Source organism: Galactobacter caseinivorans (genome assembly GCF_003640665.1).
In the GTDB taxonomy this organism is placed as follows: domain Bacteria; phylum Actinomycetota; class Actinomycetes; order Actinomycetales; family Micrococcaceae; genus Galactobacter; species Galactobacter caseinivorans.
In genome coordinates this window covers 217,876-242,236 of record NZ_QQXL01000003.1, presented here as the reverse complement: position 1 = coordinate 242,236, position 24,361 = coordinate 217,876, and the positions used below count along the sequence as shown (strand labels likewise).

25 protein-coding genes and 1 tRNA gene are annotated in these 24,361 nt (G+C 67.7%); 9 read left to right on the top strand and 17 right to left on the bottom strand.

Annotated features, from left to right (window positions below; all coding sequences use genetic code 11):
• Position 1 precedes the first annotated feature (1 nt).
• Both DWQ67_RS06545 and DWQ67_RS06540 read left to right on the top strand, forming a co-directional pair.
• The gene (locus DWQ67_RS06545; RefSeq protein ID WP_121484780.1) at positions 2–613 is read left to right on the top strand and encodes a TetR/AcrR family transcriptional regulator; all 612 of its coding nucleotides are present in this window, start codon (positions 2–4) and stop codon (positions 611–613) included.
• A gap of 70 nt (positions 614–683) precedes the next feature.
• The gene (locus tag DWQ67_RS06540; RefSeq protein ID WP_121484779.1) at positions 684–1,148 is read left to right on the top strand and encodes a GNAT family N-acetyltransferase; all 465 of its coding nucleotides are present in this window, start codon (positions 684–686) and stop codon (positions 1,146–1,148) included.
• A gap of 182 nt (positions 1,149–1,330) precedes the next feature.
• Here the strand turns inward: DWQ67_RS06540 and DWQ67_RS06535 are convergent, their stop codons facing one another.
• Genes DWQ67_RS06535 through DWQ67_RS06525 form a run of 3 tightly spaced genes read right to left on the bottom strand, consistent with a single transcriptional unit; the run spans position 1,331 to position 4,994 of the window.
• On the bottom strand, positions 1,331–2,791 hold the full coding sequence (locus DWQ67_RS06535; protein WP_121484778.1) for a dihydrolipoamide acetyltransferase family protein: 1,461 nt from the start codon (positions 2,789–2,791) through the stop codon (positions 1,331–1,333).
• Positions 2,791–3,861 (bottom strand): alpha-ketoacid dehydrogenase subunit beta, encoded by a 1,071-nt coding sequence (locus DWQ67_RS06530; RefSeq protein WP_121484777.1) that lies wholly within the window; start codon positions 3,859–3,861, stop codon positions 2,791–2,793. Before DWQ67_RS06530 ends, DWQ67_RS06535 begins: the two co-directional genes overlap by 1 nt.
• Positions 3,858–4,994 carry a thiamine pyrophosphate-dependent dehydrogenase E1 component subunit alpha gene (locus tag DWQ67_RS06525; RefSeq protein ID WP_121484776.1) on the bottom strand — a complete coding sequence of 379 codons (1,137 nt, stop codon included), beginning with the start codon at positions 4,992–4,994 and terminating at the stop codon, positions 3,858–3,860. The genes DWQ67_RS06530 and DWQ67_RS06525 overlap by 4 nt, the downstream gene beginning before the upstream one ends.
• 178 nt (positions 4,995–5,172) lie before the next feature.
• Here DWQ67_RS06525 and DWQ67_RS06520 point away from each other — a divergent pair, with 178 nt between their 5' ends.
• The gene (locus tag DWQ67_RS06520) at positions 5,173–5,868 is read left to right on the top strand and encodes a maleylpyruvate isomerase family mycothiol-dependent enzyme (RefSeq protein WP_121484775.1); all 696 of its coding nucleotides are present in this window, start codon (positions 5,173–5,175) and stop codon (positions 5,866–5,868) included.
• Positions 5,869–5,895: 27 nt separating this feature from the next.
• Here DWQ67_RS06520 and DWQ67_RS06515 read toward each other — a convergent pair whose 3' ends face one another.
• The 4 genes from DWQ67_RS06515 to DWQ67_RS06500 all read right to left on the bottom strand — a co-directional run bounded on the left by DWQ67_RS06515 (position 5,896) and on the right by DWQ67_RS06500 (position 9,914).
• A complete protein-coding gene (locus tag DWQ67_RS06515) occupies positions 5,896–6,366 on the bottom strand; it encodes a TY-Chap domain-containing protein (RefSeq protein WP_121484774.1) in 471 nt (156 codons plus the stop codon).
• 28 nt (positions 6,367–6,394) lie between these two features.
• Entirely contained in the window at positions 6,395–7,681 is a 1,287-nt protein-coding gene (locus DWQ67_RS06510; protein WP_121484773.1) for a DUF6301 family protein, read from the bottom strand.
• Positions 7,682–7,872: 191 nt separating this feature from the next.
• On the bottom strand, positions 7,873–9,489 hold the full coding sequence (locus DWQ67_RS06505; protein ID WP_121484924.1) for a solute symporter family protein: 1,617 nt from the start codon (positions 9,487–9,489) through the stop codon (positions 7,873–7,875).
• 14 nt (positions 9,490–9,503) lie between these two features.
• Positions 9,504–9,914: a DUF485 domain-containing protein gene (locus tag DWQ67_RS06500; protein WP_121484772.1), complete on the bottom strand. Its 411-nt coding sequence runs from the start codon at positions 9,912–9,914 to the stop codon at positions 9,504–9,506.
• Positions 9,915–10,101: 187 nt separating this feature from the next.
• Between DWQ67_RS06500 and DWQ67_RS06495 the strand changes: the two genes are divergently transcribed.
• The 4 genes from DWQ67_RS06495 to DWQ67_RS06480 are packed head-to-tail and all read left to right on the top strand — an operon-like array spanning position 10,102 to position 13,947.
• Positions 10,102–11,301, top strand: coding sequence for a sensor histidine kinase (locus tag DWQ67_RS06495; RefSeq protein ID WP_121484923.1), 1,200 nt, complete (start codon positions 10,102–10,104; stop codon positions 11,299–11,301).
• Positions 11,298–12,155, top strand: a complete 858-nt coding sequence (locus DWQ67_RS06490; protein ID WP_121484771.1) for a LytR/AlgR family response regulator transcription factor — start codon at positions 11,298–11,300, stop codon at positions 12,153–12,155. Before DWQ67_RS06495 ends, DWQ67_RS06490 begins: the two co-directional genes overlap by 4 nt.
• Positions 12,152–12,514, top strand: coding sequence for a hypothetical protein (locus tag DWQ67_RS06485; RefSeq protein ID WP_121484770.1), 363 nt, complete (start codon positions 12,152–12,154; stop codon positions 12,512–12,514). Before DWQ67_RS06490 ends, DWQ67_RS06485 begins: the two co-directional genes overlap by 4 nt.
• The gene (locus tag DWQ67_RS06480; RefSeq protein ID WP_121484769.1) at positions 12,511–13,947 is read left to right on the top strand and encodes a sodium/solute symporter; all 1,437 of its coding nucleotides are present in this window, start codon (positions 12,511–12,513) and stop codon (positions 13,945–13,947) included. The genes DWQ67_RS06485 and DWQ67_RS06480 overlap by 4 nt, the downstream gene beginning before the upstream one ends.
• Before the next feature lie 45 nt (positions 13,948–13,992).
• Here the strand turns inward: DWQ67_RS06480 and DWQ67_RS06475 are convergent, their stop codons facing one another.
• The 6 genes from DWQ67_RS06475 to rpsB all read right to left on the bottom strand — a co-directional run bounded on the left by DWQ67_RS06475 (position 13,993) and on the right by rpsB (position 19,239).
• Entirely contained in the window at positions 13,993–14,589 is a 597-nt protein-coding gene (locus tag DWQ67_RS06475) for a DivIVA domain-containing protein (protein ID WP_199712628.1), read from the bottom strand.
• Positions 14,590–14,732: 143 nt separating this feature from the next.
• Entirely contained in the window at positions 14,733–15,797 is a 1,065-nt protein-coding gene (locus DWQ67_RS06470; RefSeq protein ID WP_121484768.1) for a phosphatidate cytidylyltransferase, read from the bottom strand.
• On the bottom strand, positions 15,797–16,354 hold the full coding sequence (gene frr / locus DWQ67_RS06465) for a ribosome recycling factor (protein WP_121484767.1): 558 nt from the start codon (positions 16,352–16,354) through the stop codon (positions 15,797–15,799). The genes DWQ67_RS06470 and frr overlap by 1 nt, the downstream gene beginning before the upstream one ends.
• Before the next feature lie 100 nt (positions 16,355–16,454).
• Positions 16,455–17,177, bottom strand: a complete 723-nt coding sequence (gene pyrH / locus DWQ67_RS06460) for a UMP kinase (protein WP_121484766.1) — start codon at positions 17,175–17,177, stop codon at positions 16,455–16,457.
• A gap of 224 nt (positions 17,178–17,401) precedes the next feature.
• On the bottom strand, positions 17,402–18,241 hold the full coding sequence (tsf, locus tag DWQ67_RS06455) for a translation elongation factor Ts (protein ID WP_121484765.1): 840 nt from the start codon (positions 18,239–18,241) through the stop codon (positions 17,402–17,404).
• A 122-nt stretch (positions 18,242–18,363) separates the two neighbouring features.
• Positions 18,364–19,239: a 30S ribosomal protein S2 gene (gene rpsB, locus DWQ67_RS06450; RefSeq protein ID WP_121484764.1), complete on the bottom strand. Its 876-nt coding sequence runs from the start codon at positions 19,237–19,239 to the stop codon at positions 18,364–18,366.
• A 385-nt stretch (positions 19,240–19,624) separates the two neighbouring features.
• Between rpsB and DWQ67_RS06445 the strand changes: the two genes are divergently transcribed.
• Positions 19,625–20,194, top strand: coding sequence for a M23 family metallopeptidase (locus DWQ67_RS06445; RefSeq protein ID WP_233555946.1), 570 nt, complete (start codon positions 19,625–19,627; stop codon positions 20,192–20,194).
• 60 nt (positions 20,195–20,254) lie between these two features.
• On the opposite strand, the gene DWQ67_RS06440 is transcribed toward DWQ67_RS06445, so the two are convergent.
• Entirely contained in the window at positions 20,255–21,517 is a 1,263-nt protein-coding gene (locus DWQ67_RS06440) for an alpha-hydroxy acid oxidase (protein WP_121484762.1), read from the bottom strand.
• Positions 21,518–21,696: 179 nt separating this feature from the next.
• Entirely contained in the window at positions 21,697–22,524 is an 828-nt protein-coding gene (locus DWQ67_RS06435) for a glycerophosphodiester phosphodiesterase (protein ID WP_121484761.1), read from the bottom strand.
• Between the two features lie 139 nt (positions 22,525–22,663).
• Between DWQ67_RS06435 and DWQ67_RS06430 the strand changes: the two genes are divergently transcribed.
• A complete protein-coding gene (locus DWQ67_RS06430; protein WP_121484760.1) occupies positions 22,664–23,401 on the top strand; it encodes a variant leucine-rich repeat-containing protein in 738 nt (245 codons plus the stop codon).
• A gap of 32 nt (positions 23,402–23,433) precedes the next feature.
• On the opposite strand, the gene DWQ67_RS06425 is transcribed toward DWQ67_RS06430, so the two are convergent.
• Both DWQ67_RS06425 and DWQ67_RS06420 read right to left on the bottom strand, forming a co-directional pair.
• On the bottom strand, positions 23,434–23,976 hold the full coding sequence (locus tag DWQ67_RS06425) for a hypothetical protein (protein WP_121484759.1): 543 nt from the start codon (positions 23,974–23,976) through the stop codon (positions 23,434–23,436).
• Between the two features lie 305 nt (positions 23,977–24,281).
• A tRNA-Ile gene (locus DWQ67_RS06420) sits at positions 24,282–24,355 on the bottom strand.
• Positions 24,356–24,361 lie beyond the last annotated feature (6 nt).

The following is a 24,361-nucleotide window of genomic DNA, read 5'->3' as shown; positions in this document are numbered from 1 at the left end:
CATGCCCTCGGAACGCGAGAGCGCCAAGGCCAGGCGCCGCTCGGAACTGCTCGGCGCCGCCGCCGCACTCTTTGCCGCGGAGGGCTTCCACTCCACGACCCTCGGCGCCGTCGCCGCGGAGGCCGGGGTCAGCGCGCCGGCCGTGTATCGGCACTTCGATTCCAAGCATGAGCTGCTCGCCGAGTTGCTGATCGACGTCTCCGAGCGCCTGCTCGCCGGCGGATTGGCCGCCGCGGCCGCCCCCGATCCCCTGCACGCCCTCTGCGCCGCCCACGCGCGCTTTGCCGTGAGCGAGGCCGCCATCATTCGGGTGCAGGAGCGCGAGCTGACCAGTCTCGAGGCCGCAGCGAGTCACCGCGTGCGCTCCCTGCAAGCGGAGTACGTGCAGCTCTGGGTCAACGCGCTGGCCCCACACCTGCCGGGAGCGGAACCAGCCGAGCTTGGCCTGCGGGTTCACGCGGCGCTGGGGCTGCTCAACTCCACCCCGCACGGGCTGCGCCGCTCCGGAGCCGTTCCCGACCCGGAGGCGCTGCTGACCCAGCTCTCCCTTGCCGCGCTGACCGCCCAGCGCGCGCCTCTGCGGGGCGCGAGCGGTTCAGCGGCGGTAAGGTGACAGGGTGTTGTGGCGCACACCCTTGCGCCGCACCAGATTGTCACCACCCACCAAGCCCCCAGGAGGCATTGTGAAGCTCCGCCCCGTCGAACCCGGCGACCTCGACCGCTTCTTTGAGCAGCAGCTCGATCCCGAGGCCAACGAGATGGCCGCCTTCACCGCCAAGAACCCGGCGGATCGCGGCGTCTTCAACTACCACTGGGGACTGATGATGCGGGACCCGGAGACGGTCCTGCGCACCATCGAGCAGGACGGCGTTGTGGCCGGTTCCATTGTGCTCTACCCCTACGACGGCATCCAGGAGCTCTCCTTCTGGACCGCCAAGGAATTCTGGGGCAAGGGCATCACCACGGCCGCCGTGGACGCGTTCCTGAAGGAGTTCCCGGCCCGTCCCGTGCGCGCCCGCGTGGTGGCAGACAACATGGGCGCGCAGGTCATGCTTGAGCGCCGTGGCTTCGTCAAGATCGGCGAGTCAAAGGACTTCTCCAACGCCCGCGCCGCGGTGGTCAGCGAGGACATCCTCGAGCTGCGCTGAGCCGGCTCCGCGCTGGAGCCTGCGCGGATAGCGGCACGCTTCACCGCACGGCTTTCCCTGCGGATCCTTTCCTGCGCATCCTTTCCCGCAGGTCTTTGCCTGCACGTCTTTGCCTGAACGACGGGGGCGGTCACCTTTCGGTGACCGCCCCCGTCGTTCTGTGCGTGGGTTGAACCACCGGCTCAGAGCATCGTCAGCGTGCGCCCTGGGTTGTTGAGGATGGCACCGATGTCCGCCAGGAACCGACTACCCTCTGCACCATCCACCACGCGGTGATCAAAGGTGAGCGAGAGCGTCATGACCTCGCGCAGCGCAATCTCCCCGCGGTGCTCCCACGGGGTCCTGCGCACCTGGCCAATCGCCAGGATGCCGGTCTCCCCCGGATTCAGAATCGGGGTGCCGGCATCCACCCCAAACACGCCCACGTTGGTGATCGTGAACGTCCCACCGGAGAGATGAGAGGCGGCCGTCTTGCCCGCGCGAGCCGTGGCCGCGAGGTCATTGATGGCCAGCGCCAGCTCCTTGAGCGAGAGCGCCTGCGCGTCCTTGATGTTCGGTACCACCAGGCCGCGCTCCGTGGCCGCGGCGATGCCGAGGTTCACGAAGGACTGCATGGTGATGTTCTGCTCCGCCCAGCGCGCGTTCAGGCCCGGCTCGCGTTCCATGGCGATGCAGACCGCCTTGGAGACCAGCGTCAACGGCGAGAACTTCACGTCGCGGAACTCGCGGTCCCGCTTCAGCTCTGCGATGAGCTCCATGGACCGCGTGACATCCACGGTCAGGAACTCGGTGACCTGCGGCTGATCCCGCATCGAGGCCACCATCGCGTTGGCCGTGGCCTTCTTGACGCCCTTGACGGGCACCTGCCAGGTGCGAGGACGGCCACCCAAGGTGCGTAGCCCCTCACGACCCGACTCACCGGCGGAGGCAGACTGCGGGGCCTGCGCGGATTCCTGGGCGGAACCCTGCGAGGCGACGCCCCCGGCGATGGCCGCCGTGACGTCCTCACGCGTGATGAGCCCGTCCATGCCGGTGCCCACCAGCGCCTCCAGGTCCACGCCGGCATCGCGCGCCAATTTGCGCACGGGCGGGGTGGAGCGGGGGCGATCGGTGCGTGGGCCCGGCGTCGGGCTCACGTCCGAAGCCGGCGCATCCACCGGCGCCTGCGGTGCCGACGCCGCGGGCGGCATGGGCGTTCCCACCGGAGCGAACTCCGTCGGGCTGGTGATCTGGGCGCCGGAGGGCTGGCCCCCGGAGACCTGGGCGCCGGAGATCTGCGACGCGGAATGCGCGCCAGCACCGCGGCCGCGGCGGCGCCGCACGGGGGCGTCCCCGTGGGTGGGCGCGCCGTAGCCCACGAGCGACGGCGTGCGCTCGTCCTCATCATCCGGGGCGGGCTCCTCACCCTCCACCTGGAAGGTGACCAGCGGCTTGCCCACCTCCACCACATCGCCGGGACCGGCGTGCAACAGGCCGATCATGCCGGCGTAGGGGCTGGGCAGCTCTACCACGGCCTTGGCCGTCTCTACTTCTCCCAGGACTTGATTGAGGGTGACCATTTCACCCTCCTTGACGTTCCAGGAGACAACCTCTGACTCGGTCAGACCCTCACCGAGATCTGGCAGGGGGAAGACAATCTGCATCAGTGTGATCCCCCTTGACGCTCGGAGGAATCCAGTCCAACTCCATCAAAACGGCCCAAAGCGTGATCAATTCCGTCCAGGATCCTGTCCCGATCCGGCACATGGAAATGCTCCAGGTAGGCCGGCGGATAGGGAATGTCGAAGCCGGTGACGCGCACCGGGGCGTGCTCCAGGTACTCGAAGCACCGCTCGGTGATGGCAGCGGAGACCTCAGCGCCCACACCTCCGGTGCGGGAGGCCTCATGTGCCACGACCAGGCGACCGGTGTGGCGCACGGAGGCCGCCAGCGTCCCGAAGTCCAGGGGCGAGAGGCTGCGAAGGTCTACCACCTCAACGCTGGTGCCGTCCGCGGCGGCCGCCTCTGCTGCGTCCAGCCCGGTCTTGACCAGGGGGCCATAGACGGCCAGCGTCACGTCGCTTCCCGCCCGGCGCACCAGCGCAGAATCCAGGGCGGGCGCGGCGCTGATCGCGTTCACATCCACCTGCGCTGACTCGTAGTAGCGGCGCTTGGGCTCCAGGTAGATCACGGGGTCATCGCTAGCGATGGCCTGCAGCAGCATGTCGTGTGCGTCCTGCGGGGTGCCGGGTGCCACCACGCGCAGGCCGGCGGTGTGCATGAAGTACGCCTCCGGTGACTCCGAGTGATGCTCCGGGGAACCGTTTTCACCGCCAAAGGGAATGCGGATGACCATGGGCATCTTGTGCCTGCCATCCGTGCGCATGGTCAGCTTGGCGACCTGCGCCACGATCTGGTCAAACGCCGGGTACACAAAGCCATCAAACTGGATCTCCACGATGGGCCGGAATCCACGGAAAGTCAGGCCAACGGCCGTGCCAACAATGCCGGACTCTGCCAGCGGGGTATCGATGACCCGCTGCTCCCCGTGCGTGGCCTGCAGGCCGTCCGTCACGCGGAAGACGCCGCCCAGCTTGCCGATGTCCTCTCCCATGAGCAGCACCCGCTCATCACCCGCCAGCGCCGTGTCCAGCGCGGCGTTGATGGCCTTGGCGAAGGTGAGCTTTTTGGTGCTCGCCTCTGCGGCGGGCGCCGCCTGTGCCTGCTGGCTCATGCCCCATCCTCCAGGTCCGCCAGGTAGCCCATGTATTCCTCGCGCTGCTCCGCAATGCGCGGGTGCGGCTCCGAGTACACGTGCTTAAACAGCATCTCCGGATCCTTCTCCGTCATGCCGATCACGGCCGCGCGCAACTCTGCGGCCACGCCATCCGCCTCCTTCTGGGCGGAGTCAACGATGGCCTCGGTGTCCATGCCACGCCCGCGCAGGTAGGTCTCCACGCGGTCAATCGGATCCAGCTTGGCCCAGTGCTCCTCCAGCTCCTTGGCGCGGTACTTGGTGGGGTCATCCGCGGTGGTGTGGGCGCCTTGGCGGAAGGTCACGGCCTCGATGAACTGGGGGCCCTCCCCCGCGTCCATGCGCTCCAGCGCCTCGCGGGTGGCGGCGACCACAGCGAGGATGTCGTTGCCATCCACGCGCACGGAACGGATGCCAAAGCCACGGGGGCGCTCCACCAGCGGGATGCGGGACTGCAACTCCACCGGCTCGGAGATGGCGAACTGGTTGTTCTCCAGGAAAAACAGCACGGGCGCGTGGAAGCTCGCGGCAAAGACCATGGCCTCGCTGACGTCACCCTGGCTCGTGGCACCGTCACCCAAGAACACCACGGAGCTACCGCCCATGCCGTCAAAGGCCGCGCCCATGGCGTAGCCCACGGCGTGCAGCGTCTGCGCACCGATGATGATCTGCACCGGTGCCATCTTCTTCTCGTGCGGGTCCCAGCCGCCGTGGGAGGCGCCACGCCACTGGCGCATGACCTCCGCGGGGGCCACACCGCGGGAGTGAATCACGCCGTGGTCGCGATAGGTGGGGAAGATGAAGTCAGTCTCTCGCAGGGCGCTCGCGGCGCCGATCTGCGCGGCCTCCTGGCCCTTGGACGGCGCCCAGAGGGCCAGCTGCCCCTGACGCTGCAGGGCGGTGCCCTCTGCATCGATGCGGCGCTGGACAATCATCTGGGAATACAGCTTCGCGAGCTCGGCGTCGTCAATGTCCGCGACGCGCTCAGCGTAGGGTCCGTTGGTCGTCCGGACGCCCTGGGGCGTCAACAGCGACAAGGTCGGAACGGCGGAGCCGTCCCTGGGATCCGGCGTGGGATCCGTGAAGTTTCTCTCGCTCGGGGCAAGCGCCATGATGGAGCACCTCCTCAATCGGGGCCTTCCGCCTGCGGGGGTGTGCCGCGGGAGACCCGACTCAGAGGCACGGCGGTAGCCGCACCTCACCACGTGACGCTACTCACAGCTGTGAGATTCCTCAAGGGGTTACTGGGTAGTAGTCGACCTTCACGGTCCCAACTGCTTCACTCAAGGCATGAACTCCTCCGCTCCCTCCGTCTGGCCGGCCGTCCATGCGGCCCGCTCCGCCTTGGTTTGCGATCTGGACGGGGTGCCGCCTGAGCGCTTCGCGACCGCGTCACTGTGCGCGGGGTGGGATGTGCACGACGTCGTGGCGCACCTCGTGGAGTCAGCGCGCACCACTCGCCGTGGTTTTGTGTGGCAGATGCTGCTGGCACGCGGGGATTTTGACGCCGCCAACGCGGCGGGGATCCGGCGTGAGCGCCGCGAGCGGCCAGAGGAGACCGTGGCCGCTCTGGCGCAGGTGGCCAGCTGGGTGCGCACTCCCCCTGGCCCGGCGGCCAACCGGCTGGTGGAGGTGTTTGTGCACGGCGAGGACATCCGCCGCCCACTGGGCATCGCCTCGGATCCGCCCCCGTCGGATGTCGCGCTGGCGCTAGCGCAGCAGCTGCGCACCACGGTGAGCTTCGGTGGCGGCAAGGAGCGGGCGGCCGGGTTGGGCTTGGAGGCCACGGACACGGCCTTCGTCTCCCCCGCGGCCTCGGAGCAGCCGGAGGCGCAGGACCTACCGCGGGCGCGCGGCCGCGCCATCGATCTGCTGCTGGCCGTGAGCGGGCGGTCCGTGCCGGACGGCGCGCTGAGCGGAGCGGGCGCCGCCACCATGCTCGCGCGGCGGGAGGGCGCCACGCCACCACGCGGCGTCGAGCAGTGACGTTGAACTGCCGGCGCTAGTGGTGCCTCAGAAGGTGCCAAGCGCCAGCGCGGGCAGTTCCAGCCCGCTCTCGCCGGGGTCCAGGCGCCGCAGCTGCGCCTGGTTGTACGTCACGCCCGGCGGCATCTGCTCCGCCTCGCGCCAGGCGCGGTAGGCCAGCTGAAACGGGCTCTCCACGCCAAAGGCGTCCCGCAGCGCCACCACACACCGCGCGGCGAGCGCCGCGTACTCGGCGCTCAGCGCCGGCCTGGGCAGCGGCGAGGTCCAGTTGGGCTCCAGGTCGCTGGGCGGCGCCCAGCCGGCTCCGCTCAGGGCGGCCTCCTTGGCCGCCACCACCACGTCGATCCCCGGCGCCTGGGCGTCCAGCAACTCCGCTGTGGCGGCGAACTGGACGTATTTCAGGGGGGCGTCCTGCGAGGCGACGATCAGGAACACCCGATCCGTCACCTGGCGCAGGGCGGCGCCCAGGCGGTTTTCAAAGTCGTCCCACTCGCTCACGTCGGTTCCTGTTCCCATGTCCCCCGCCTCACTCCCCGTCCCACTCGTCCAGCCTGCGATCCTGCTCCGCGCCCTGAGGCGTGTCAAAGGTGGCGGTGACGACCCCGGACTGGAGGCCGAAGGACACACGCGACCCACCGGCCAGCTTCCAGCGGGCGGTGCTGGAGCCGGTGACCGCGCCCCAGCCGTCTTGCATGGTTGGCCTGCCCCAGCGGCGCGCGCCCTCTCTGACCATGAGCGCAAACGCGTCGCCAAGGAAGGCCGTGGATTCCGGGGAGACGTGGTGAATGGTGTCGGTGAGGCTCAGGCGGCGCTGCGCCGCCTCGGTGGACAGCGGCCAGGGCTGCTCCGCCCAGAAGTCCATCTGGTCGCAGGCCTGCCGGGGCGTCATGGCCCTCCACCACTGCGGCTGAGGACCCAGTTCCACCTGGACGCCGCGCGGCTCGGCGAGCTCCTCCCGCGGCACGGTCTTGCGACACACGCCGGGTTCCAACTCGTGCGCCTGGAGCGACGCTGCGCGGGCCGCATCGACGCTCAGAAGCACGCTGACTCCGTCCGGCGCGGCGTGCAAGACCTGGCATGGCACCGCTTCGGGGCGTCCCGGCTCATACCGGCCCGCGCCGGTCCAGAGAGCGCTGACGGTCTCCTCAAAGATCCGCGTGCACAGCACCGCCGGAACCAGCTGGCGGGACAGTCCTGGTCGGATCCGCTCAAAGTCCTGGGGGGCCGGCTCTGCGACACTGAACAACTCCAGCGTGGCCGGGTCCACCCACGATGCCCGGTAGGTCTTGCCCCGCAGCTCCGCCTGGGGACCCACCGTCGCGGACGGCGGCGCGGGCACGCGGCCCGGGTGGAGGCCGGGGGTTTCCGGCGGGCTCGGCACCAGGGAGGTATTGGCGCTCCACCCCTGCGCTGGGCCCTGGAATGCGGCCACCAGCTCCTGGCGGCCGTCGGCGAAGAGGCGCCACATCTCGGCGCCGCGCGGCACCTCGGTGGGGGCCAGGTCCCAGACCGGCACCAGCCCGGCCCCGCTCAGGGCGCCGTCGGCAAAGCCGTGGGCAAAGCCCGCCACGCCTGCGGGAGAGTCCGGGGTGGGAATGCTCAGCTGCGCCAGGGGTGAGGGCTCAAAGCGGAGCACATCCACGGACCCCACCTGCGGCGCATCGATCCCATAGGCGGCCAGCACCTGGGCCGGCGTGGTCCACTCGCTGGTGTCCTCCACGCGCATGACGGGACCCACCAGCAGCGCGGAACCGTCCAGGAGATAGTCCTCCCAGGTGTGCAGCCAGATCAGCTTCTGCAACGGCTTGGCCATGGGGCTCCTGTGGTTGATCTCCTGGGTCTGGCAGAACCCATTCCAGCACACCGCTCCCAGCGCCACCCCTGGCGGGGTCCCAGCACAAAGCAGGGGCGGCCGCCGGCCGCCCCTGCCCCGTTCCTGCTGCCGCGGCGTCGAGCGCTGCGACAGCTACTGCTACTGCTACTGCTACTGCTACTGAGAGCCGATCAGTGATCCACCGCGGCCTCCGCGCCAATTCCGGTGAGGGAGCGCACCTCCATCTCGGCGGCCTTGGCAGGATCCTCCTTGTTGCCGTCGGTGATGGAACCGAGCCAGCCCAGGAGGAAGGCCAACGGGATGGAGACGATTCCGGGGTTCGCGAGCGGGAAGATCGCGAAGTTCACGCCCTGGATCATGGAGGTCGCCGTGCCGGACATGACGGGCGAGAAGATGATCAGGATCAGCGCCGAGCCAAGCCCGCCGTACATGGACCACAGGGCACCGCGCGTGCTGAAGCGCTTCCAGAACAGCGAGTACAGGATGGTCGGCAGGTTGGCGGAGGCGGCGACGGCGAAGGCCAGCGCCACCAGGAACGCCACGTTTTGGCCTTGGGCCCCGATGCCACCGACGATGGCGACGATGCCGATCACCACGACCGTGCGGCGTGCCACCTTGACCTCCTTCTCCGGGGAGGCCTTGCCCTTCTTGATCACGGATCCGTAGATGTCGTGGGAGAAGGACGCGGCAGCGGTGATGGCCAAGCCGGCCACCACAGCCAGAATGGTCGCGAACGCCACGGCGGCGATGATGCCAAGCAGCACGGAGCCGCCCAGGTGGAAGGCCAGCAGCGGCGCAGCGGAGTTCTGCCCGCCGGGGGCCGCCTTGATGGTGTCCGCGCCGATCATGGCACCGGCCGCGTAACCCAGCACCAGGGTGAAGAGGTAGAAGGCGCCGATGAGCCAGATGGCCCAGACCACGGACTTGCGGGCCTCCTTGGCGGTGGGGACCGTGTAGAAGCGCATCAGCACGTGCGGCAAGCCGGCGGTACCGAGCACCAGGGCCAAGCCAAGGGAGATGAAGTCCAGCTTGGTGACGACGCTCTTGCCGTACTGCAACCCGGGCTCCAGGATCTTGTCGGTGCCTGCCGTCTGCACTGCGCCGCCCAGCAGGGCGGAGAAGTCAAAGCCGTAGAGGGCCAGCGCCCAGATGGTCATGACAAAGGCGCCGGCGATCAGCAGGCAAGCCTTGATGATCTGGACCCAGGTAGTGCCCTTCATGCCGCCGATCAGCACATAGAAGATCATGAGCGCACCGACCACGATGATGACCACGGACTGCCCGGCCCTGTCGCTAATGCCCAGGAGGAGGGAGACCAGGCCGCCGGCGCCTGCCATCTGCGCCAGCAGGTAGAACAGGCAGACGGCCATGGTGGTGATGCACGCCGCGATGCGGACCGGCTTTTGGCGCAGCCGGAAGCTGAGCACATCCGCCATGGTGAACTTGCCGGTGTTGCGCAGCAGCTCCGCGACCAGCAGCAGCGCCACGAGCCAGGCCACGAGGAAGCCGATGGAGTAGAGGAAGCCGTCGTACCCATAGATCGCGATGGCACCCACGATGCCAAGGAAGGACGCGGCGGAGAGGTAATCCCCGGCAATAGCCGTGCCGTTCTGCTGACCAGTGAAGGCGCGGCCACCGGCCAGGTAGTCAGCGGCGGTCTTGGTATTGCGCGAGGCCCGCAACACCACCACGAGCGTCACGGCCACAAAGAGCCCAAAGATGCCCATGTTGATCCACGGATTGCCGACCTGCTCGCCCTTCTCTGCGGCCAGGATCTGCGCCGCCATGATGCTCTGCGCGTTCATGCCTTCCCCTCCTCTGCCTGGGTGTCCTGCTCGGTGCCCTGCTCAGCGCCCTGCTCGGGTGCAGCGGGGGCGGTGTTTGCGGCCTCCGCCTCGAGTTCCTGCCGGATGGCCGTGGCCTCCGGGTCAAGCTTGCGGTTCGCGAAGCTGACGTAGATGGAGGTGATGGCGAAGGTGGAGACGAACTGGAGCAGCCCCCAGAGAATCCCGATGTTGACGTACCCAAAGACCCGGATCGCCATGAACTGCGGGGCAAACGCCGCGACCAGGACGTAGCTCAGGTACCAGGCGAGGAAAAACACGGTCATGGGGAAGGCAAAACGCCGATACTTGCTGCGCAACGCCACAAAGCGTGGCTCCTGTTGCACCCGGATAAAGGCCTCCGGCGCCGGTGATGGGGCGGTGGACATGCGAATCCTCCAAGGGTCTAACGAGTGAGTGATGCTTGCCGCCAGTGTGCGCTGGATCACATTCGCATGGGCGCATGGGGCGCGGTTGTGCGCCATTCGGCGCAACGAACACGCCGAACGGTCACGTGGACACGATGAACGGCGAGCGGAGACCGCCGCAGTGACGCACCTCACCTACGCTGGGGGCATGTCATCCACCGCGATCCAGCTGCTGGTGGCGGCCGGCGCCGCCACTCTTTTTGTGGCGCTCGCGGCCGGGCTGGTGCTGCGTTTCCTGCGCCGGGACCGCTCGCTCGGCACCGCTGCGGCACAGACCCGCTACGAGACCCTGCACGCGGTGGCCCGCACCGCCCCCTCCCTGGAGCACGGCCTTGACCCGAGCACCGCCCCGGCCGCCGCGGCGTCGCTGGCCTCGCTGCTTGCCGCGGACGGTGTGGCACTGCTGGACTCCCACCGCCTCCTAGCCCGCCATGGCACCTGGCCTCAGGGCTACTCCCCCACCTTCGGGGTGCTCGCGGAGAAGACCAAGGTCCTCAAAGTGCCCGACGGCGCTCGCACCTGGCACGTTGTTGTCTCACCGCTGCGCGTGGGGACCCGGCGCGTGGGCACCTTGGAGGTCTCAGTCGAGTCGGTGGACGCCTCTCTGGTCCGTGCGGTGGATGAGACCGCGAGTTGGGTCTCGGCGCAGCTGGGTGTGTCCGAATTGGAGAGCCAGCGCGCGGCCCTTGCGGAGGCGGAGGTGCGGGCGTTGCGGGCACAGATCAGCCCGCACTTCATCTACAACTCTCTGAACGCGATTGCCTCTTTCATCCACACAGATCCAGAGCACGCCCGCGAGCTGGTGCTCGAGTTCGCTGACTTCACGCGCTACTCCTTCCGCCGCCGCTCCGACTTCACCACACTGGCGGAGGAGCTCACCGCGATCGAGGGCTACCTTCGCCTGGAACGCGCCCGCTTTGGGGACCGCCTGCGCGTGCGCCTGGACGTGGCCCGCGAGGTGCTGCCCATGCCCCTTCCCTTCCTCACCCTGCAGCCGCTGGTGGAGAACGCGGTGCGGCATGGCCTGGAGCGCTCCCCCCATGGCGGCACCGTGACACTGACAGTGCGCGATGAGGGCGACGGCGCGCTGATCCGTGTGGAGGATGACGGCGTGGGCGCGGACCCCGAGCGCATCCGCGAGGTGCTCACCGGCACCACGGCCGGGGAGCACGTGGGCCTGCGCAATGTGGACCAGCGCCTGCGCCAGCTCTACGGGCCCGGCTCCGGGTTGGTGGTGGATACGGCTCCGGGGGCTGGACTGGCGGTCGTGACCCGCATCCCTAAGTTCCATCCTGGTGCGGTGCCCACAGCCAAACCCACCCCCACTCTTGCGAAGGGAACCCCGTGATCAGCGTCCTTGTGGTGGATGACGAGCTCCCCGCGCTGCAGGAGCTTCGCTACCTGCTGGGCAGGGACTCCCGCGTGGGCCAGGTCATCACCGCCCAGACCGGCGAGGAAGCCCTACGCCTTCTGCGCGAGAACCACGTGGATCTGGTGCTGCTGGACATCCACATGCCCGGCCTCTCCGGCCTGGACATCGCCGGGGTCCTTGCGCGCTTTGCGGCGCCTCCGGCCGTGGTGTTTGTGACAGCGGATGAGCGCCACGCGGTGGAGGCCTACGAACTGGCAGCGGTGGATTACCTCCTCAAGCCCGTGCGGCCCCAGCGCCTCGCGGAGGCGATCCGCCGCGTGGCGGACGCCGTCGGGGACTCCCCCCATGCCGCGGCGCCGCTGGCTCCGGGAGGCAAGCAAGCGGCGTCGGGCAAGGCAACAACACCTGGCGACCCGGTACCGGCCAACGCGACCGGAACCAGCAACGCGACTGAATCCGGCCCCCCTGCCCATGACGGCGCGGAGGCCGGCGCCGCGATCGTGGTGGGGGTCGGCAACGCCTCCGTCCGGGTGCGCCTGGCGGAGATCACGCACGTCACCGCGGCCGGGGACTACGCCCGGTTGCACACCGCGCGCGGATCCTTCCTGGAGCGCACCCCACTCACCGAGTTGGAGCGGCGCTGGGCCCACTCCGGGTTCATCCGCGTGCACCGCTCCGCGCTGGTGCGCGTCTCCGCGATCGACTCGGTACACCGGGTAGAGGGCCTGCCCATGGTCCGCGTGGCCGGGGCAGACCTGCCCGTCGCCAGACGCGCACTCAGCCGGGTCCGAGCCAGCATGGAACGGGACGCACGCGGGGTCGGGGCATGAGCCCGGAGGACCTCCCGCCGCCTGCGGGCGGGCGGGTGCGAGTCACCGCGGATGACGCGGGCCCCGCTCCGGCGCGAGGCAGTTCCTCTGGGACGGAGGACTTCTACGTGGATCAGCTGCGGCGGGCCCAGCTGAGGCTCAGCCTGGGGGTGGCGTGTGGCTTCTTGGCCGTGCTGTCCGTCCTGGCCGTGGTCGTGGCCACGTGGGAGCTGCTGGAGGCCGTGCGCTGGGGCGGGCTGCCGCTGTCCTGGTGGCTCATCGGCTTCTCCCTGTACCCCCTGGTGCTCGGGGCCGCCCTGTTCTACCAGGCGGCTGCCCGCCGCCTGGAGCGGCGCTACCGACGGCTCGCGCGCCCGTGAACGCCGTAGCCAATGGCCTAGCCATCGCGGTGGTCTGCCTCGCCACGGTGCTCATTGCCGTGCGCGGTCTGGGATCAAGGCACACCACCGAGGACGTGTTTGTGGCGGCCAGGTCCGTCAAGCCCTGGTGGAACGCCTCTGCCATTGGCGGCGAATACCTCTCCGCCGCGAGCTTCCTTGGTGTGGTTGGCCTGATAGCGCTCTCCGGCCGAGACGGCCTCTGGTACCCGGTGGGATACGCCGCCGGATTCCTCATGTTGCTGCTCTTTGTGGCCGCTCCCCTGCGTAGATCCGGCGCCTACACGCTGCCGGACTTTGCCCTGGTGCGCTTTGGGGACGAGCGCGCGGCGCGGGCGCTCGGCTACGCGGTCCTTGGCGTGGGCTGGCTGTACGTGCTGCCGCAGATGCACGGAGCGGCCGTCACCGTCACCACCGTCATGGGCGCGCCGGCCTGGGTGGGACCCCTGGTGGTGACGGCGGTGGTGATTGCCTCCGTGGTGCCAGGCGGCATGCGTTCCATCACCCTGGTGCAGGCGGTGCAGTACTGGATCAAACTCGCCGCGTTGGCCATCCCGACCATTGCCGTGGCGCTGGTGCTGGGCGGCGGGCCGTTCGAGGCCGGCACTCACGCGGCCGGCGCACCCCTGCCAGAGTCCACGCTCTCGCCGCTGGTGACGGTCTCACTGCTACTGGCACTCGTGTTTGGCACCATGGGCCTGCCCCACGTGCTGGTGCGCTTCTACACCAACCCTGACGGTGAATCCGCCCGTCGAACCACCGTCATGGTGACGGGTCTGGTGAGCCTGTTTTATCTGTTCCCCACCACGCTCGGGCTGCTGGCTGTGGCCTCCGGGCAGGCCGCCGGTGCAGGCGACGCCACGGTCCTCTTGCTCCCCGGCAGCGTGGTGGGTGGGATCTGGGGTGTGCTGCTGACCGCACTGATCACGGGCGGGGCGTTTGCCGCGTTTGTCTCCACCTCGTCCGGCCTGTGCATCGCCATGGCGGGTGTGATGAGCCGACGCTTCTTCAGTGGTTCCGTCTCCGGCTTCCGCCGCGGCGCGCTCATTGCCGCCCTGGTTCCCGGGTTGCTGTCCCTGGTGACGGCCTCCAGCGCCATCGCCGGGGTGATCGGCTCGGTCTTTGCCCTGACCGCCTCCACCATTGCCCCCGTGCTCCTGGCCGGGATCTGGTGGCGCGCAGCCAACGGGGCCGGGGCGGTGGCCGGCCTGGTCACCGGGGCCACGGTGTGGCTCGCGGGGACGGCAGCCACCCTGCTGGGGGCTGGCGGGATGCTGGGCGGGCTGGCGGCGCAACCGGCGCTCTTGAGCGTGCCGGCGGCCTGCCTCGCCATCATCTTGGTCTCGCTGGCCCGTCCAGATCGCGGCCCTGATGGCGCGCTGGATGCCGTGATGCGCCGCCTCCACACGCCGTAGCCGACGCGCAGGCAGTCACAGTCGACCGGGTGGAACCGATCGAGACTAGTCGATCGAGGCCATCAGCTCGATGGTGCGGTCAAGGAACGCATCCACCTGATTCTCCTCGTAGCCCTCATCGCCCATGGCGCGGCCAAAGACGGCGCGGCGAACATCGTCCACGCTCAGCGGGACGTCGCGCTCAAAGTAGTCAATCAAGCGGTCGCACATGGCGTCCACGTCTTCAATGGCATAGGAGGGCACGTTCTTGCGGGAGGGGCGGCGGAAACGCTCGCCGGGCTCGCGGTGCAGCCGGGCGCGCAGGACGCCGGAGACCTGGGCAATGCCCTCGATCCACCGCTCCTGGCCCTGCTCTTGGACCATCGCGTTGCGCTCGCGCGCGGCAAAAACGTCCTCGAGCCTGTCCAAGGCGCCGTCCACCTCGCGCGGTTCAAAACCGCCGCGGACGGGATCAAAGGTGGTGCGGCGAACCACGGAACTGGTCACCGCGTCGTCCGCCTGCTGGCCCTCATACGTGGCCCTTGCCGCCTGCAGGAAACGCTCCACCTGAGCCGGGTCGTAACCGAACTCGTTATCGGCGACGCGCGGGAAGAGGCTCGGGGCCTCCTCGCCGGGATGGGCGGCGTCCTGATTCACCGTCACGGTGTCTCCTCCTGATTGGTGGGTCCGGCAAGGCCGGGCCCCGGCATGGGCCGTTTCATCTTATGCGAGGCAACCCCGCTGTGGTGCGCCCAAGGCGCAGAGAGTGAGGCGATGCACTCTCTCAAGCGCACCGCGACTGGCGACTATGCCACGGTGCCAAAGGCCAGCACCGAGACCAGATAACCCATGGGCACGGCAAACAGGATCGAATCCAGGCGGTCCATGATGCCGCCGTGGCCCGGCAGGATATTGGACATGTCCTTGATCCCCAGCTCGCGCTTGACCATGGATTCCGACAGATCGCCTGCGGTGGAGGCCATGACGGTGGCCACGGCCAGCACCACGCCAATCCACCACGACACGTCCAACATGAAGATGCAGACCAGCACGCCCACCACGACCGCTCCGCCAACGGACCCGGCAAAGCCCTCCCAGGACTTCTTGGGGCTGATCTTGGGGGCCATGGGGTGCTTGCCAAGCCACGCGCCAAACAGATACCCAAAGGTGTCATTGGAGACCACGAGCAACAGGGTGGCCAGCAGCAGCATGGGCCCGTTGGGTTCGCGGAAGAGCAGGAAAGCGAAGGAGGCAAGGACGGGAACCCAGGCCAGGGTCAGCAGGCTCAGCGTCACCGACTTGGCGGCGGTTGCCCTGCCCTCAAACACGCTCCACAGCGTGACGAGCACGGCGGAGGCGGCGATGGCCACCGCCAACCCCTCTGGGCCGCCATACGTGGCACCAAACGGCAGGGCGAGACAGCCAAAGATCAGCGGAATCAGCGGCACCGGAACGCCGCTGTGCCACTGCAGGGCCCGCGAGACCTCCCAGCAACCCACGGCGCACGCCGCGGCCCCAATCACCACAAAGAGCTGGGGCACCACAAACATGCTGCCAAGCAGCAGGGCAAGCAACAACAGCCCGACGCCGATGGCGACGGGTAGGTCGCGCCCGGCGCGGGAGGTCTTGGCGCGTTCCTGGCGCTGAGCGCGCCGGGTGGCGGGCCGCGCCTCCGCAGGCACCTCGGCAGGCGAGGCAACATGCAAAGGTTCGTCCGCGCCGTCGAGCACCTCCCCAGGAAGCAGGGGCGCCGCCCCGGCCTCCACAGCGATCAACGGTGCGGGAATGGTGCCAGGCGGCACCACGCCCGCCCCGGGCTCCCCTTCAGAGGGGTCCGGGACGGGCGGGGGGAAAGAAGAGCCGTGGGTCATCAGACCTCCAGCAGCTCAGCTTCCTTGCGCTTGAGCAGCTCGTCGATTGACTCGACGTGCTTCTTGGTGATCACGTCGAGTTCCTTCTCGCCGCGCGCGCCGTCATCCTCACCGACATCGCCATCCTTGACGGCCTTGTCCATGGTCTCCTTGGCCTTGCGGCGGATGGAGCGCAGGGCCACCTTGTGATCCTCAGCCTTGCCCTTGACGATCTTCACGTACTCCTTGCGACGCTCCTGCGTGAGCTCCGGAAGGGTGATGCGAATCTGCTTGCCGTCGTTGGACGGGTTGGCGCCCACCTCGGAATCAGACAGCGCCTTCTCGATGTCACGCATCGCGGACACATCAAAGGGGGTGATGAGGATGGTGCGGGCATCCGGCACGCCAAACTGTGCCAGCTGCTGCAGCGGGGTCGGGGAACCGTAGTAGTCCACCATGACCTTGCTGTAGAGGCCCGGGTTGGCGCGACCCGTGCGAATGCTCGAGAAATCCTCCTTGGCGGCCTCGATCGTCTTATCCATCTTCTCGGCGGCCTCGCCCAGGGCTTCTTCGATCACGTGACTCTCCTCCGCCGCGGAACCCCGCGACTTTTGCTTGGGCCGCGCACCGGTCTAGGCGCGCAGTAGCTTATGTCTCATCCTAGGTCACCGCGCCGAATCAGGCGGTGACGAGCGTGCCAATCTGCTCTCCAAGCACGGCGCTGGCGACGTTACCGGCGCCCTCCATGCCAAAGACGCGCATGGCCAGCTTGTTGTCCTTGCACATGGTCATGGCGGTCTGATCCATCACCCGAATGTTCTGACGGAGCGCGTCGTCATAGGTCAGGGTCTCCAGCTTGCGGGCCGTGGGGTCCTTGTGGGGATCCGCGGTGTAAACGCCGTCCACACCGGACTTGGCCATGAGCACCTCGTCGGCGTGCACCTCAAGGGCGCGCTGGGCTGCAACGGTGTCGGTGGAGAAGTAGGGAAGGCCAGCGCCGGCCCCGAAGATGACCACGCGGTCCTTCTCGAGGTGGCGAATGGCGCGGCGCGGAATGTACGCCTCAGCGACCTGCGCCATGGAGATGGCGGACTGCACGCGCGTCTCCACTCCGGCCTGCTCCAGGAAGTCCTGCAGGGCCAGGCAGTTCATGACCGTGCCAAGCATGCCCATGTAGTCGGCGCGGGAGCGATCCATGCCGGATTCCGCCAGCTGAGCGCCGCGGAAGAAGTTGCCGCCGCCCACCACGATGGCGGTCTCCACGGTGCCAACGGTGGAAGCAATCTGATCGGCGATGCCGCGCACGGTGTCCGGGTCCACGCCCAGCTTGCCGCCGCCAAAAACCTCACCGGAGAGCTTCAGAAGGACCCGTCGACGGTGGTTGGACTTTTCGGCTGCCATGAATGTCTCCTCGACTGTTGCGGTGGGTCGTTCAAGACGGCCCAATCCATCTTGCCATGCGAGCCCCACGCCATGCGCGGGCCCAGCTGTTCTGGTCCGGTGCCACCGGGAAGTCTGCTGGTGATCTTGCCGCGCTCCTGGCACAGCAAAGGGCGGTCACCACCATCAAAGTGGGGTGACCGCCCTGAGCTGCGTTCAGCAGCGGCGAACCCTCAAACGAAGGGTCAGGCGCCGACGCGGAAGCGAGCGAAGGTGACGACGGACGCGCCAGCCTCTTCCAGCACCTTGCCGACGGTCTTCTTGGAGTCCTTGGCGAAGGGCTGATCCACCAGCACGACCTCCTTGAAGAAGCCGGTCAGGCGACCCTCAACGATCTTGGTGAGGGCGGCCTCGGGCTTGCCCTCTGCGCGTGCGGTCTCATCGGCGATGCGGCGCTCGTCTGCGACCTTGTCCTCCGGCACGTCCTCGCGGGTCGTGTAGGTGGGGTTCAGCGCGGCGATGTGCACGGCGACGTCGTGGGCGGCCGTGGTCACGGCCTCGCCGGAACCGGTCGTTGCCACGAGCACGCCGACCTGAGCCGGGAGGTCCTTGGAGGTCTTGTGCAGGTAAGCGTCAACCGTGTCGCCCTCCACCTTGGAGACGCGGCGCAGCTGCAGCTTCTCGCCCAGGATGGCGCCCAGCTCGTCGATGACGTCCTTGACGGTCTTGCCCTCGGCCGGGGCGGCCAGCAGGGTATCGGCGTCAGCGGCACCGGTCTCAACGGCGGCGGTCAGCGCGACCTTGGCCATGTTGATGAACTTCTCGTTCTTGGCCACGAAGTCGGTCTCGCAGTTGATCTCGATCATGTAGCCGGTCTTGCCGTCCACGACCGTCGCGGCCACGAGGCCCTCGGCGGTGGCGCGGGACTCGCGCTTGGTGGCGCCCTTGAGGCCCTTCACGCGGATGATTTCAATGGCCTTCTCGGAATCGCCATTGGCCTCGTCGAGTGCCTTCTTGACGTCCATCATGCCGGCGCCGGTGCGCTCGCGGAGGGCCTTGATGTCGGCAGCAGTGTAGTTCGCCATGTCCTCTTACCCCGTTCGTTTCGAAAAAGTGTGTGGTGTTCTGCCTCCGGAGGTGATCCGGAGACAGAACTGCGGGCCGGCCGGAGAGGCCGGCCCGCAGTCAAAGCTGAAGAAGCTGGTGTTTACTTCTCGCCCTCGGCGTCAGCTGCGACGGCCTCGGTCTTGGGCTCAGCAGCTGCCTCGGCGGGTGCCTCGGTAGCGGCGGGGGCCTCAGTGGCTGCCGGTGCTTCCTCGGCCTGGCCGGCGAGGATCTCGCGCTCCCACTCAGCCATGGGCTCAGCGGCGGCCTCAGCCTTGTCGCCACCGTTGTGACGGGCCATGAGGCCCTCGGCGACGGCGTCGGCGATGACGCGGGTCAGCAGGTTGACGGAGCGGATCGCGTCGTCGTTACCCGGGATGGGGTAGGTGACCTCGTCGGGATCGCAGTTGGTGTCCAGGATGGCGACAACGGGGATGCCAAGCTTGCGCGCCTCGTCAACGGCGAGGTGCTCCTTCTTGGTATCGACGATCCACACCATGGAGGGGGTGCGGGTCATGTTGCGGATGCCGCCCAGGTTGGACTGCAGCTTGGTCAGCTCACGCTTGAAGAGGAGGAGCTCCTTCTTGGTGTGGCCGGAACCGGCAACATCCTCGAAGTTGATGTCCTCAAGCTCCTTCATGCGCTGAACGCGCTTGGAGACCGTGGCGAAGTTGGTGAGCATGCCACCGAGCCAGCGGTGGTTCACGTACGGCATGTTGACGCGCGTGGCCTGCTCGGAGATGGCTTCCTGAGCCTGCTTCTTGGTGCCGACGAAGAGCACGGTGCCGCCGTGGGCAACGGTGGTCTTGACGAAATCGAACGCGCGGTCGATGTAAGACAGCGACTGCTGCAGATCGATGATGTAGATGCCGTTGCGCTCCGTGAGGATGAAACGCTTCATCTTCGGGTTCCAGCGACGGGTCTGGTGTCCAAAGTGGACGCCGCTGTCAAGCAGCTGGCGCATGGTCACGACGGGCATGTCGTGCTCCTTCCGAACGAGGCACGCGCAGCGCGCTCCCGCCCTTATCGTTTGCGGTTGACGATCACGTGCCCTGGTGGCGTGTGATCCCTGGCATTGCGTGTTCGTTGCCGAACCGCCGCTCGCCGAACCGAAAGTTTCCGGACCGAGGGCGAGGGAGCCGCCCGTGAAGGGGCGGAGCACAATGCGCGTAGTCGACGCGTGATTCCGGCATACGGGCACACGACATCGCTGTTTCTAGTGTATCCCACGGCGGGGGTGCCTCTGGCACCAGGGTCGGTGCCCTCCCTCACAAAGCAGGGGTCGGTGACGGTCCGCGGCGTGTTGTCCACAGAGCACCTCTTGGCGGGGGTCCGGTGCGGCCCGGTGCGGGCATCCTCGAGACATGAAAACCAAGCACACCTCCCGCCCGACGACGCATGGCTGGCCTGCGCTTCGCAGGCCCCGCATGGCGGTGGTCGCGTTGGGCGCCCTCTCCGCCCTGGCCCTCCTTGCCGCGGGCGTTCCGCCCGTCGGGCAGCCGCCGCCGGCGGGCGGGAGCTGGGAGTCCGTGGGCATGACCCGGGACTATGACGCGCCCCAGCAGCGCTGGGAGGCGGGCCATCGCGGCGTCGACCTGAAAGCAGGGCGCGGTGATCCCGTCGTGGCGCCGAGTGATGGCGTGGTGTCCTTTGTTGGCTCCGTCGGCGGGCGGCCCACCATCGCCATTGAGGTGGGTGGTGGCTGGCGCACCACGCTGGAGCCGGTGGCCGCCAGCGTCAAGGAGGGGCAGGTGGTCAGCGCGGGCCAGCGCATCGGCACGGTGCGTGGCGGCGGGCACTGCGATGGCTCCTGTGTGCACTGGGGGCTGCGCTCTGGCAAGGGGCGGGAGGAGCACTACCGCGACCCTCGAACGCTGGTGCAAAACCGGGAGCCCTCGGTGCTGTGGATTGACGCTGTGACTCCCCCGCGCTGAGCACGTGGCCCCATGGTCCTGCGGGGCGTCATGAAGGAACTAGCGCAGAGTCGACTGGAGCTAGCGCAGCCGCACCCGCCCCTGGAGTTCTTCGAGGGAGGCAGCGCCCATGAGTTGCAGGGTGCGCACGGCCTCGTCGTGGAGGATCTCCACGACCCGGCCCACACCCCGTTCGCCTGCGGCCATGAGCCCATAGAGGTAGGCGCGGCCCACCATCACGGCGGTGGCGCCCAAGCCCACGGCGGCCAGCATGTCCGCGCCAGAGGTGATGCCGGTGTCCATGTAGACCTCCGCCCGGCCATCCACCGCCTCCACCACGGCCGGGAGCAGTTCCAGCGGTGTGGGTGCACGGTCCAGCTGGCGCCCGCCGTGGTTGGACACCACCAGCGCATCGGCGCCGGCCGCCACCACGTCGCGGGCATCCTGAGGGTCTTGGATTCCCTTGATCACCAGCTTCCCGTCCCAGCGCTCGCGCAGCCAGCCAAGGTCGGCGAGTTGCAGGGAGGGGTCAAAGAGGGAGCCGATCAGCTCCGCCGGCGTGCCATCGCTGCCGCGCATGGAGGCAAACTCCAGCGGTTCTGTGGTGAGGAGGTTGAACCACCACTGTGGGTACAGGCTCATGTTGGCGAAGGTGCGCGGGGTGATCTTGGGCGGGATGCTCAGCCCGTTGCGGACATCGCGCAGGCGATTGCCCGCCACCGGTGTATCCACCGTAAGGACCAAAGTGTCCCAGCCTGCGGCCCGGGCCCGGTCCACCAGGTCCAGGCTCTTCTGCCGGTCCTTCCAGAGGTAGAGCTGGAACCAGAGGTTGGCGTCCGGGGCGGCGCTGCTGAGTTCCTCGATGCTGGTGGTGCCCATCGTAGAGAGCGCGTAAGGGACGCCGGCCGTTTGGGCGGCACGGGCCACGGCGGGCTCGCCCTCGTGCTGCATCATCCGGGTGAAGCCGGTGGGCGCCAAGATCAGCGGAAGGGCAGACTCCCTGCCGAGGATGCTGGTGGTGAGGTCCACGGCGGAGACGTCCCGCAACACGTGGGGCTGGAACTCGACTCGAGAGAAGGCCTCTTGGGCGCGGGCCAGACTCAGCTCCGCCTCTGCCGCCCCGGAGACATATTCAAAGACCGACTTGGGGGTGCGCCGCCTGGCCAGCCGGGCCAGGTCCTCCACGGTGTGGGCTCCCGCCAGCCGTCGCGTGATGGCGTTGCGTTCTAACGGCTTGAACTTCAGGTACTCGGCAAAATCTGCGGGGCGCGGGATGCGCCGTGCGCCGAAGGTGAACCGCTCTGACTCCCCTGCGCCGCCTGATGAGGGTTGCGATGCCGACATGACGTTCCTTCCCGACCAAACGCTGCTTGCGGTGGCTCACCGGCCCGAGTGTGAGGGAACGGCGTGTACGTCCGGACGTGCCCAACATAGCCCGCCCTGTGCCGCTTCGGCTTGACGGGCGCCCGGCGTGAACGGCAACTGGGAGGCAGGCTGTCTGCACGGTCAAGCCCCTGCCGCGTTTAGACCCACCAGCCCCGCATCGTCTTAGGCAGGTCAGTGAAGAGGCCGTCGGCGCCCGCTGACCGCCACGCATCGGCGTCTGCGCGCTCATCCACTGTCCAGACCCACACCTTCAGGCCGCTGGCGTGGGCACGTTGCACTATGTCCCTGCTGGTGCTCTTGTTTACGCCGATGAACGCGATGTTCGCGGCGGCCACGGCATCCACGTCCACCTCAGTCTTCGCGTCCGCCAGGTACAGCGTGGTGATTCCAGCGGCCGCTAGTTCCTTGGCTTCTGCGAGCCGGAAGGTCTGAACGGTCGTGGTCTTGACCAGGTCCGCCTTCTTCACGGCGGCTGCCATGTCTGCCGCCTTAATCTCCCCGTTCTTGATCTCCGGAACCAAGGGGGTTCCGGCTGGCAAGGTCTTGACCACGTCGTCCCAGGTCGCTGGAGTGCCGCATACCCCGTCCGGGCCCTCGATGCACGAGGCCTTCCATTCCCGGGACGTCATTGCGGAGACAGGTCCGGATTTGCCCTTGAGAATCCTGTCTACCTTGTCATCGTGAGCCACCGCCCACTGACCGTCCTTGAGCGGATGCAGATCAAACTCGACGGGGAATCCCTCCTTGGCGGAGGCAACCAGGCTCTCGAGTGCGCCCTCCGCACCCTCGTCCGCGCCGCCTCGGTGCGCCACGATGAGTGGCTGAGCGCCCAGGGATGGAACGGAGCTGGTTGTGTGTTCTGGCTCGGCCGGTGGTGTTGGAGCGGCACACCCGGCCAAGAACGCGGCGATGAACGTCCCGAAGATCAGGAGTAATGGACGGCGGGCTGTCGTCGAACTGCGCATATGACGAGTCTATTCAGGCAGGCCACGCGCCCAAGCACCCCAGCCGTGCCCCTGCCACTGCCCTCGTTGATAGGGAACGTTGTCAGGACTGAGATAGGTGGTTCACTTTGGCATCACTTGATTCCCGAAGGAGCCACCGTTGACCGCCGCTGACTTCACCACGTTCACCTTCCAGAGCGCCCAAGATCCAACGCTGAGCCCGTTACTGCTCGGGCAGTTGGCTCAGGCCCGGCCGGACCTGCACGCCGCGATCCTTCAGAATCCCGGGTGCTCCGCGGCACTGCGGGAGTGGATCATCGCGCAGGAAAGCGCCTCACCGGTCGCGTACTCAGACGCGCCGGCAGCTCCACTCTTACCGCCGGATGCGCTCCGAGTAGCACCGGCTGTCCCCCCGACGGCCCCTCCAGCCGGGGTCCGGGCGCTCCCGCTCACGGCTGCGGGATTCGGCGTCATCGGACTGATCGCACTGGCCCTCCCGGCCGTCTCACTACATGCCGCCTCGATGTTCGGCTCATTCGACCGCACGGGGGGCTTCTTCTCAGACGCCGCACAGCACACAGGCGCAGGCATCATCACCGTTATGATCGCGGCCATCCTCGTCGGGCTGATCGGCTTCGGTGCCAAGTCCGGCGGCGCACGGGCCGCGTGCGGCACGATCATCATTGTGTGCGGTGTGATTGGGGTGATCATCGCCTCCATCATCATCACGGGAGCGCCCGATTACTCCAGCTCCGGCACCGGCTACTACGCAATCGTCGAGGCAGCCTCCGGCACCTACCTGCTACTGAGCACCAGCATCGCCATGGCGCTGGTCGGGCTATTCATACTCTTGAAGCGAAATGCTCACCTTGCCGTGGGATTTGAGGTCTCGCTCTAGCCGACCCTTCCGACACTGCAGACACGGGCCAGTTAGGACGTGAATGACTTGGTGTCGTACTGCACGCCTGGGGAGAAACTCATCTTGATGTCCTTGGGGTTCTTGATTTCGTAGGCCATCTTGTAGGTGAGCGTTTCCCCCGGCTCGATCTTTTTCTTCGAGGAATCAAGCCACAAACCCTTGTCTAGAACCTGACTCGATTCGGCCCCACCTGAGGTAACGCTGATCTGAATGCCACCGGGGATGAGCCCCTTCTCGGTGCCATTGTTGACGGTGATGGTGAAGACGCGGGCCTTGGCCGTGACGCGGTTCTCAGCCGAGGGGGACGGCTTGTACTGCTGTGGCTGAGAAACGGTGACCTTCAGCCCATCTTCCCAGGTGTAGGTCTCACCCAGCTTGGGGTCTGCAACCGGCGCCTTGGTAGCTTGCGTCGACGCACCCGCGGACTGAGACCCGCCTGACCGACTCGACGGAGCGCTGGACGTGGCCCCGGCGCTCTCGCCTCCGCCATTGGCACACCCGGAGACGGACACCGCAAGCAGGGCAGCAATGGCAATGGACAGACTCTTCTTCATGAGTTCCTCTCGCGTGGTGACATGAGACGTAGCGTTCGTCCAGAATACCTACTATCCAGGCCATCTCGGCCACAGGTTGTGCACACTTGTCACAAGCCGTGAGTTCGACCCACGCGAGGTTATCAGCGGTTGTCACCCCGCCCCCAGGTGACCACGTTGAGCAAGTTCGGAGGGGAGATAGTTGAGCGCCCCGGCGACGAAGCTCATCCCGGCCAGCGTCTGGCCAAAGTAGCGTCTGGCCAGAGACCTCAACACCTCGGTCATCGGCCGCGCCAACTTCGTTGAGTTGACGCGGCCTATGAGGGTAGGGCGGGTGGGGCTTGAACCCACGACCCAAGGATTATGAGTCCTCTGCTCTGACCAACTGAGCTACCGCCCCGAACCG